Below are 8,930 nucleotides of genomic sequence, written 5' to 3'. Positions count from 1 at the left end.
ACAATCAATTACGTGACTTTTCAGGTCACACCCAAGTTTTATTGAGGTTAAGCATTATCGTGTAGGCACTCTCGTAAGCGTCCGTAATATCCTCCATGAAATCCGGGTGTATGGGATTGCAACGGTGTGAGCGTCGCGGGTCGTCGAAATTGATCACATAGAATTTCGGCTTCACCTTGTAGCCCTCCGGGTGGTTCAGCAAATGGTTGTAGGCTATGGTGGACAAGTCACTGAATTTGAAGTCATATACATACATCGAGAAGCCCTTTTCAATCTGTTGCTTGATAAAATTGTTTACCACGGCGTATGACTTGCCGCTGCCCGGCGTACCCAACACGATGGACGCACGGAAGGGATTCACCACATTGATCCAGCCATTGTTCCAACGCTTTTTGTAATAGAAGCGTGTGGGCAGATTGACCGAATACTCGCTTTCGATGAGCCTCGTTTCCTGCATGAAACTCTCATTCTCGTTGTTGAAAACATCCTCCATCAGATTGTGTTTCAACAGGCGGCTCATCCACAGCCCGCCCATCAAAAGACAGACATAGCCCGTGCCGATGGTAAGGATATACAAGCCCGTCACCGCTTCAACCGGCAGCGGCAGAGCCAGTATCCACCAGTTGAGGAAAAACAGCACGAATCCGGCGGCGAGTGCCGTCCATATTCTTCCCCAAGTGATTTTCTCGCCCTTGACCCCTTTCGTACCCAGACAGGACAGGGCAAGCAGCAGGACGGCAAACAGTTTCGTGTACAGAATGGAATGGAACAGCCCCGCCGTGCGGTCGAAGTTCAGAAGGATTTTGTCCACCACACCGATGTTCACGCCCCATAGCCGGATGGCTTCGTAGCAGAACCAGTACACGTTCATGACCACTAAAATGATACTCACGGCACGCAGAAAATCCATGATTTTCGCCAATGCCCTCAAATCGTCTTCTTGTTGTGACATACATTGATTTTTTAATTGTTGATACTCCGATTACAAACCCAAGCCCTTGCGCTTTTTCTTCTTTTTGCGCTTCATCGCCCGGATGAAAGCCTCTTCCTCGGCATCTACCGCCGGACCTTCGGGAGTGAGCAAGCCCATTCCGCCCGATACGTCTTCACGGTCGTATGCGGTCTGTCCGTGTGCCTTGTCCGCAGCATCCATAGGGATGGATAACGGTATCGGCGGTTGTCCGGCGTATGGCAGGGTGAAGTGTTCCTGCAAGGCATTCGCCGAAAGCTCCTTGCCCATGCGCGAACCGTTCAGCACACTCCCCGTGCGGTGGTCGATGAAGGTAGCCCCGTAGATGCGCCCTTCCTCCGTGTAGCGCAGTACGGTGTCGATGCCCTTCTCTTTAAGTTGGGAAACAAACCTATCCTTGTCATAAGTGCCTTGCAGCACGGAAAGAACGGTACGTTTCGTCATGTCTGCCAGTTTCCTGTCCTTAATCTCCGATCTGGAACGTACAAACTTCTTCTGCATGGCTTCATAGCCTGCGGACTTCCCGAAGAGCGAGGACTTGAACGGGTTGCCCACCTTGTTGCCCCTGCCGTCCGTGACGGAATAGACCAGCCCGTGATATTCCCGTCCGCGCACGTTACCCCTCGCTTCCTCCACCGTCAGGTTATAGATGGAAAGGAGCGCACGGTATTCGCCCATCGTCTGGAAACGGTACTGCCCGTTCAGAGCTTTCACGGTGTTGCCTACCTGTTTCTTCACATCGCCTGCCGATGCGTCCACCTTGCTTAGCGGCGTGTCAAGACGGCGGTTCCTGCGCTCCGCATCGTGCAGCCCGTATTTCTTCTCCAGCTCACGGGTGATTTGTTTGCTACGATAGTAGTTGTTCTTGTCGCTGATACATTTCCCGTTCTCGTCCACCCGAACCGTCACGATGTGCAGGTGGTGGCGGTCGATGTCCTCGTGCTTGAAAACAAGATAAGGCTGGTTGCCGAAACCGAGTTTTTCCAGATACTCGCGGGCTATATCCTGCAATTCCGCATCGGTCAACGCATCCTCCGGATGCGGGTTGAGCGAAATATGCACCACCGGCTTCTCCACCTTCATCTGTGGCGGCATGAAGGTGAGAAAACCCTCCATCGCCTTGTTGATGTCCACCTTTCCCGAACCGTCATTGTAGATGCGGTTGGTCGTAAGCAACCGCCCCTGCGCCTCGTTAATCTTCTCCCCGTTATAGGCAATCGCGCCGTACAACGAGTTTCCTACACTGATTTTTGCGACCATTTCGCCTCCATTTCCCTTGAAAGTTCCACAATCCGGCGGCTCAGTTTCACGAGTTCGACGGTGTGTTGCTCTAATTTGTAGAGCAACGCCATCGCCTTTTTCTCTGAAAAATGCAGCCTCAGTTCCTTCACGACTTGGTTGTAATTCGTACCCACGGCACGGAACTGTGCATGAAAATCCGACAGTTTGGTGTAATAGTCCACCAGCGTCTTGTCCACCTTAAGCACCTTGAACGGCTGTCCGAAGAAGTGCGCCTTGAGGAAAACCGACCGTGCATAGACACCCGATTTTCCGAACATGGCGAGGAAACGGTTGTGTTCCTCCTCATTGAAACGGACGGTGTAACGGTACACCGCCGGATCAAGTTTGGGATTTCTCCCTGATTTGCTTTTCCTTTTCTCTTTCATATTACTTTGGATTTAGCGGATTGACGGCATAAGCCGCCGCTTCGGATTACAGCACCGCAGTTTTGAAAGGCTTCCCGACTTCGGAGGGAAAGCCCGCCCCCTGCAAGGGCAAGGCGTTTTCCGGGATGCTCAAAATATTTTGAGCGGCTGAAAACATACCTTGCTATGTTCAGGTGAACATAAAAATCCGTCAGGGGACGGATGGGAAGATACCTTTCAGGACTCCGGCTGTGCCACCATCGGCGAACCCTGCTGTCCGGGGGCAAAGTTACGTCCTTAAAGCGGTATCGGACAGACGCTTGACCCGGTCAATGACTGCCAACCGGCGCAACGTGCTGCCAATTGCTTAGGAAGTGATACAAGTTCCAAAATATACTTGTTTATTTGCAGCATGATTCAAGGAACCAACGATTTGAAGATATGAGAAACGGAACATTCAAATACCCGGAAAACCGCTTCTTCGGACACTTGCCGAAGCGGATACCCGAACCGTCGGAACCCCGGTTATCCGACAATCCGGTGAAGTACGGATTCAATGACTTCATGACGCAGTGTCGTCATTCATCACTTGTTCGCCGCACCGCTTCACCACAGAACCGGATACGCGATGACCCGCCCGTGTGTCTGTTCACTGAAGCGGATAATGTAGCAACCAAATCCGCATATAAATAGAAAAAGAAATCTTCAACAATTAAAATAAATGGAACTATGAGTAAGGAAATCTTCGTTGCATTCGCAACACAGAAAGGTGGCATCGGCAAATCCACTGTCACGGCACTTGCCGCCAGCTACCTGCACAACGTGAAAGGCTACAATGTCGCCGTCGTGGACTGCGACGACCCGCAGCACAGCATCCACGGGCTGCGCGAACACGAAATGGGGCTTATCGACAGCAGCACCTACTTCAAGGCTCTCGCTTGCGACCATTTCCGCCGGATCAAAAAGAACGCCTACACCATCGTCAAGAGCAATGCGGTGAACGCCCTCGACGATGCCGAGAGGATGATTGCCACTGAGGACATGAAACCCGACGTGGTGTTCTTCGACATGCCCGGCACGCTCCGTAGTAACGGCGTGATAAAGACGCTCTCGCAGATGGACTACATCTTCACTCCGCTGAGTGCCGACCGCTTTGTCGTGGAGAGTACCCTGAAATTCGTCACGATGTTCCGCGACAGGCTGATGACTACCGGACAGGCGAAAACAAAGGGGCTGCATCTGTTCTGGACGATGGTGGACGGCAGGGAGAGGAACGACTTGTACGGCATCTACGAGGAAGTGATAGCCGAAATGGGCTTTCCGGTACTTTCCACCCGCTTGCCCGACAGCAAGAAGTTCCGCCGTGACCTTTCGGAAGAGCGCAAGAGCGTTTTCCGCTCCACCATCTTCCCGATGGACACGGCACTGCTGAAAGGGAGTGGCATCCGGGAGTTTTCCGAAGAGATAAGCGACATCATCAGACCGCAGTGAGCATGGGCAGCAGGAAAGTGAACACGGAAGGCATCGACGAGGAACTGCTGTTAGCCTCCATCGGGCGGCGCACACAGGACGGGACACTGCGCCCCGCACAGGAAGTACCCGCAGCTGCACCGACCGAAGAGGACACCGCCGCACCGGAACCATCTCCTGTGCAACCCGTAACACGGGAAAAAGCGCAGAGGGAAAGTGGACGCCGGAAAAGGCAGGACGAGGACTACAACGAGCTGTTCCTGCGCCGCAACGAGATAAAGACCCGCCAATGTGTCTATATCAGCCGTGACGTCCACGGCAAGATCCTCAGAATCGTGAACGACATCGCCGGAGGGGAAATCTCAGTAGGCGGATATGTGGATACCGTGCTGCGCCAGCATCTGGAACAGCACAAGGAGAGAATCAACGAACTGTACAAGAAACAACGTGAAGATCTGATTTGAAAATGGAAAAAGAAATGACACCGAATGAAAAAAGACCACAGCAAGACTGCGGAGGTATGTTTGCCCAAGTGCAGGCGAGTGTGGAAATACTGTCGCCTGTCCCGGTAACCGACAAATGCTGCGAGAAGGACTATGAACGTCTGTTCATCCGCGACCCGGAAGTAAAGGCACGTGAGGGGAAAATGGCGTATGTGCGCCCGGAGTACCACGAGCGTATCATGCGCATCACCCGTGTAATCGGGCATGACCGGCTTACGCTGTCCGCCTATATCGACCATGTGCTGACGTACCATTTCAACCAGTGCGAGGATGCGATAAAGAGCCTTTATGCCCGAAATTACAATTCAGTATTCTAACCAAAACGGAAGGATATGAATTACACAATTAGCATGACAGACATTCTGCTGGCGGTATCGGTCGGCTGCAACCTCTGGTTCCTGTTCCTGCTCCTTTACGAGCGCATCATGGACACGCGGATTGTCCGCTTCTTCAAGGGCATTGCCGGATTATGGCGGTCACTGGACGGGAATGAGGCTAAACGCATAGCGGCACACGAGGAAGTCCCTGCGGAAAAGGCGGACATCATCGGCGAGAGCCGTTTCAGGATGGCATCCACCCGGACAACCGCTGCCATACCGACGCAAGAAGCCGCCACTTCGGAAAAAGGCATTGAGCTGTCGGAGGAAGAGGCTACTTTTGACGACGGAAAAACGGGAAACGCATCCCGCCCGGCACAAGTCCCGGAGGAAAAACTCGATGAGACCTTCACGAGCATACCGCCGGAGGAACTGGGATACGGGGACGACGAACCGGAAGAGGACGCCTCGGACACGCCACGGGCTTCGGGCAGCAGCTTTGACGAGATTGACGACGCCTGCAAGACCGCCAAAAACCCGGACGCGACACAGGCGGAACGTGAAAAGGCGGCGAAGGTGTTCACCGACATGGAGGGCACGGAGTTGTACGAGAAAATGATGGAAGGCTCTTCGGAGATAGGCATCCGCATCAAGGGGCTTATCGAGATTCGGCTGAAGAAATCTGAAAAGGAGTTCGTCGTGCCGGACAACATCGAGGAGTTCGACATTCGCAACTATGTATGACAACAATAAAAGAAATGAACATGAAAGAATGACATCAACCCACGCGGCGAGGAAACGCAAGGCGCATCCCCATCCGCAACGGACACGCCCACGTCCGTGGAAACAAACGGGCATCCACTAAAACCAAAGTAAAGAAACAAAGTATCAACCGCCCGACAAAGGACCATCCACCCTTTTGACGGCAAAAAACAAGAACAGTTTATGAACAAGAACATCTTGAAAAACAGAAAAGCAATCCTCTCCGCGGCACTTGTCATCGCCGCAACCGCCTCCGCTTTCGCGCAGGGAAACGGCATCGCGGGCATCAACGAAGCCACCTCTATGGTGAGTTCTTATTTCGACCCCGGAACTAAACTGATATACGCCATCGGTGCAGTCGTCGGGCTTATCGGGGGCGTAAAAGTGTACGGCAAGTTTTCATCGGGCGACCCCGACACCAGCAAGACAGCCGCCTCGTGGTTCGGCGCGTGCATCTTCCTGATTGTTGCCGCCACCATCCTGCGCTCATTCTTCCTTTAATAAATAATGTATGGCTGAATACCCAATCAACAAGGGTATCGGCCGTCCGGTAGAGTTCAAGGGCTTGAAGGCACAGTACCTCTTCATCTTCTGCGGAGGTCTGCTGGCTCTCTTCGTCCTGTTCGTCATCCTCTACATGGTCGGTATCGACCAGTGGATATGTATCGGCTTCGGCGCGGCATCGTCCTCCCTCCTTGTATGGCAGACCTTCGCGCTGAACGCCCGGTACGGCGAACACGGGCTGATGAAATTAGGAGCGGCACGGAGCCATCCCCGATACCTTATCAACCGGCGGCGGATAACCCGTCTGTTCAAACGACAACGAAAGGAAGAAAGACAATGAGGAATACATCGAAAATGACAACACTGGAAAACAGGTTCCCACTTTTAGCGGTGGAGCATGGCTGCATCATCTCAAAGGACGCCGACATCACGGTGGCTTTCGAGGTGGAACTACCGGAACTTTACACCGTGACGGGTGCGGAGTACGAGGCGATACACAGTTGCTGGTGCAAGGCTATCAAGGTGCTGCCGGACTACTCCGTCGTACACAAACAGGACTGGTTCATCAAGGAACGCTACAAACCGGAGCTTCAGAAGGACGACATGAGCTTTTTAAGCCGCTCTTTCGAGCGTCACTTCAACGAGCGTCCGTACCTGAAACACACCTGCTACCTCTACCTGACCAAGACAACAAAGGAGCGTAACCGGATGCAGAGCAATTTCAGCACGCTGTGCCGGGGACATATCATCCCGATGGAGCTGGACAGGGAAACCACGACCAAGTTCTTGGAAACCTGCGAACAGTTCGAGCGTATCATGAACGACAGCGGGCTTGTCAGGCTGCGCCGCTTCTCCACCGACGAGATCGTGGGGACGGAGGGTAAGGCGGGACTTATTGAACGCTACTTCTCGCTCATGCCAGAAGGTGACACCACCTTGCAGGACATCGAGCTTTCGGCAAGGGAGATGCGCATCGGCGACAACCGCCTGTGTCTGCACACCCTCTCCGACGCGGAAGACCTGCCGGGCAAGGTGGCTACCGACACCCGTTACGAGAAGCTCTCCACCGACCGGAGTGACTGCCGACTGTCATTCGCCTCCCCGGTGGGGCTTCTGCTCTCCTGCAACCATATCTACAACCAGTATGTGCTGATAGACAACAGTGAGGAAACCTTGCAGAAGTTCGAGAAGTCCGCCCGTAACATGCAGTCGCTATCTCGCTATTCAAGGAGCAACAGCATCAACCGCGAGTGGATAGACCAATACCTGAACGAAGCCCATTCCTACGGACTGACCTCGGTACGGGCACACTTCAACGTCATGGCGTGGAGCGACGATGCGGAGGAACTGAAGCATATCAAGAACGACGTGGGCAGCCAGTTGGCAAGCATGGAATGCGTGCCGCGCCACAACACCATCGACTGCCCGACACTCTACTGGGCGGCGATACCCGGCAATGCGGCGGACTTCCCGGCGGAAGAGAGTTTCCACACCTTCATCGAACAGGCGGTGTGCCTGTTCACAGAGGAAACCAACTACCGCAGCTCGCTCTCGCCCTTCGGCATCAAGATGGTGGACAGGCTCACGGGGAAACCGCTGCACCTCGACATCAGCGACCTTCCGATGAAGCGGGGTATCACGACCAACCGCAACAAGTTCGTGCTGGGTCCTTCGGGCAGCGGCAAGTCTTTCTTCATGAACCACCTCGTGCGCCAATATTATGAGCAAGGCGCACATGTGGTATTGGTGGACACGGGAAACTCCTATCAGGGCTTGTGCGGCATGATCCGACGCAAGACAGGCGGAGCGGACGGTGTGTATTTCACCTACACGGAAGATAAGCCCATCAGCTTCAACCCGTTCTACACCGACGATTACATCTTCGACGTGGAGAAGAAGGACAGCATCAAGACCCTGCTGCTGACGCTCTGGAAGTCGGAGGACGACAAGGTGACAAAGACGGAGAGCGGCGAGCTGGGCAGTGCCGTGAGTGCCTATATTGAGCGCATCCAATCCGACCGTAGCATCGTGCCGTCGTTCAACACCTTCTACGAGTATATGCGTGACGACTACCGCAAGGAACTGGCACAGCGTGACATCAAGGTGGAGAAGTCCGACTTCAACATCGACAACATGCTCACCACCATGCGGCAGTATTACCGGGGCGGACGCTACGACTTCCTGCTCAACTCCACGGAGAACATCGACCTGCTCGGCAAGCGGTTCATTGTCTTCGAGATAGATTCGATTAAGGAAAACCGCGAACTGTTCCCCGTCGTGACCATCATCATCATGGAAGCCTTCATCAACAAGATGCGGCGACTGAAAGGGGTACGGAAACAGCTTATTGTGGAAGAGGCTTGGAAGGCTCTCTCTTCAGCGAACATGGCTGAATATCTGCGCTATATGTACAAGACAGTCAGAAAATATTACGGCGAGGCAATCGTGGTGACGCAGGAGGTGGACGACATCATCAGTTCTCCGGTGGTCAAAGAGAGCATCATCAACAACTCGGATTGTAAAATCCTGCTTGACCAAAGGAAATATATGAACAAGTTCGACCAGATACAGGCGTTGCTCGGACTGACGGAAAAGGAGAAGTCGCAGATACTCTCCATCAACATGGCGAACAACCCTTCACGGCTCTACAAAGAGGTGTGGATAGGCTTGGGTGGCACACAATCGGCGGTCTATGCCACCGAGGTCAGTGCAGAAGAGTATCTGGTGCGCCCGTAAAGGGAATTTGACGAATGTCGCT

10 protein-coding genes and 1 pseudogene are annotated in these 8,930 nt (G+C 53.5%); 8 read left to right on the top strand and 3 right to left on the bottom strand.

Translation table 11 applies throughout. From position 1 onward, the window contains the following. Window positions 1–28 precede the first annotated feature (28 nt). The 3 genes and pseudogenes from HMPREF2794_RS11885 to mobA all read right to left on the bottom strand — a co-directional run. A pseudogene (locus HMPREF2794_RS11885) lies at window positions 29–952 on the bottom strand (YWFCY domain-containing protein); the annotation flags it as partial. A 30-nt stretch (window positions 953–982) separates the two neighbouring features. After that, the gene (gene mobB / locus HMPREF2794_RS11880; protein WP_004348454.1) at window positions 983–2,230 is read right to left on the bottom strand and encodes a conjugal transfer protein MobB; all 1,248 of its coding nucleotides are present in this window, start codon (window positions 2,228–2,230) and stop codon (window positions 983–985) included. Next, complete coding sequence (gene mobA / locus HMPREF2794_RS11875; RefSeq protein ID WP_004291488.1) at window positions 2,209–2,637, bottom strand: conjugal transfer protein MobA; 429 nt, start codon at window positions 2,635–2,637, stop codon at window positions 2,209–2,211. Before mobA ends, mobB begins: the two co-directional genes overlap by 22 nt. Window positions 2,638–3,057: 420 nt before the next feature. Between mobA and HMPREF2794_RS11870 the strand changes: the two genes are divergently transcribed. The 8 genes from HMPREF2794_RS11870 to HMPREF2794_RS11835 all read left to right on the top strand — a co-directional run bounded on the left by HMPREF2794_RS11870 (window position 3,058) and on the right by HMPREF2794_RS11835 (window position 8,908). Further along, window positions 3,058–3,309 (top strand): hypothetical protein, encoded by a 252-nt coding sequence (locus HMPREF2794_RS11870; RefSeq protein WP_009037593.1) that lies wholly within the window; start codon window positions 3,058–3,060, stop codon window positions 3,307–3,309. Window positions 3,310–3,345: 36 nt separating this feature from the next. Then, entirely contained in the window at window positions 3,346–4,107 is a 762-nt protein-coding gene (locus HMPREF2794_RS11865; protein ID WP_004348452.1) for a ParA family protein, read from the top strand. Between the two features lie 2 nt (window positions 4,108–4,109). Beyond that, a complete protein-coding gene (locus HMPREF2794_RS11860) occupies window positions 4,110–4,550 on the top strand; it encodes a DUF3408 domain-containing protein (RefSeq protein ID WP_004291503.1) in 441 nt (146 codons plus the stop codon). 2 nt (window positions 4,551–4,552) lie between these two features. Next, on the top strand, window positions 4,553–4,906 hold the full coding sequence (locus tag HMPREF2794_RS11855; protein WP_004348451.1) for a DUF3408 domain-containing protein: 354 nt from the start codon (window positions 4,553–4,555) through the stop codon (window positions 4,904–4,906). Between the two features lie 15 nt (window positions 4,907–4,921). Next, a complete protein-coding gene (locus HMPREF2794_RS11850) occupies window positions 4,922–5,650 on the top strand; it encodes a hypothetical protein (RefSeq protein ID WP_007487622.1) in 729 nt (242 codons plus the stop codon). Window positions 5,651–5,851: 201 nt separating this feature from the next. Then, window positions 5,852–6,169 carry a DUF4134 domain-containing protein gene (locus HMPREF2794_RS11845; RefSeq protein ID WP_002560983.1) on the top strand — a complete coding sequence of 106 codons (318 nt, stop codon included), beginning with the start codon at window positions 5,852–5,854 and terminating at the stop codon, window positions 6,167–6,169. Window positions 6,170–6,179: 10 nt separating this feature from the next. Beyond that, entirely contained in the window at window positions 6,180–6,512 is a 333-nt protein-coding gene (locus tag HMPREF2794_RS11840; protein WP_004291514.1) for a DUF4133 domain-containing protein, read from the top strand. Next, window positions 6,509–8,908 (top strand): TraG family conjugative transposon ATPase, encoded by a 2,400-nt coding sequence (locus tag HMPREF2794_RS11835; RefSeq protein ID WP_070751573.1) that lies wholly within the window; start codon window positions 6,509–6,511, stop codon window positions 8,906–8,908. Before HMPREF2794_RS11840 ends, HMPREF2794_RS11835 begins: the two co-directional genes overlap by 4 nt. Window positions 8,909–8,930 lie beyond the last annotated feature (22 nt).

This window comes from Bacteroides sp. HMSC067B03 (assembly GCF_001811315.1).
Classification (GTDB): Bacteria; Bacteroidota; Bacteroidia; order Bacteroidales; family Bacteroidaceae; genus Bacteroides; species Bacteroides faecis.
Note: the sequence above shows the minus strand (reverse complement) of the source record. Positions and strands in the feature narration are given on the sequence as shown.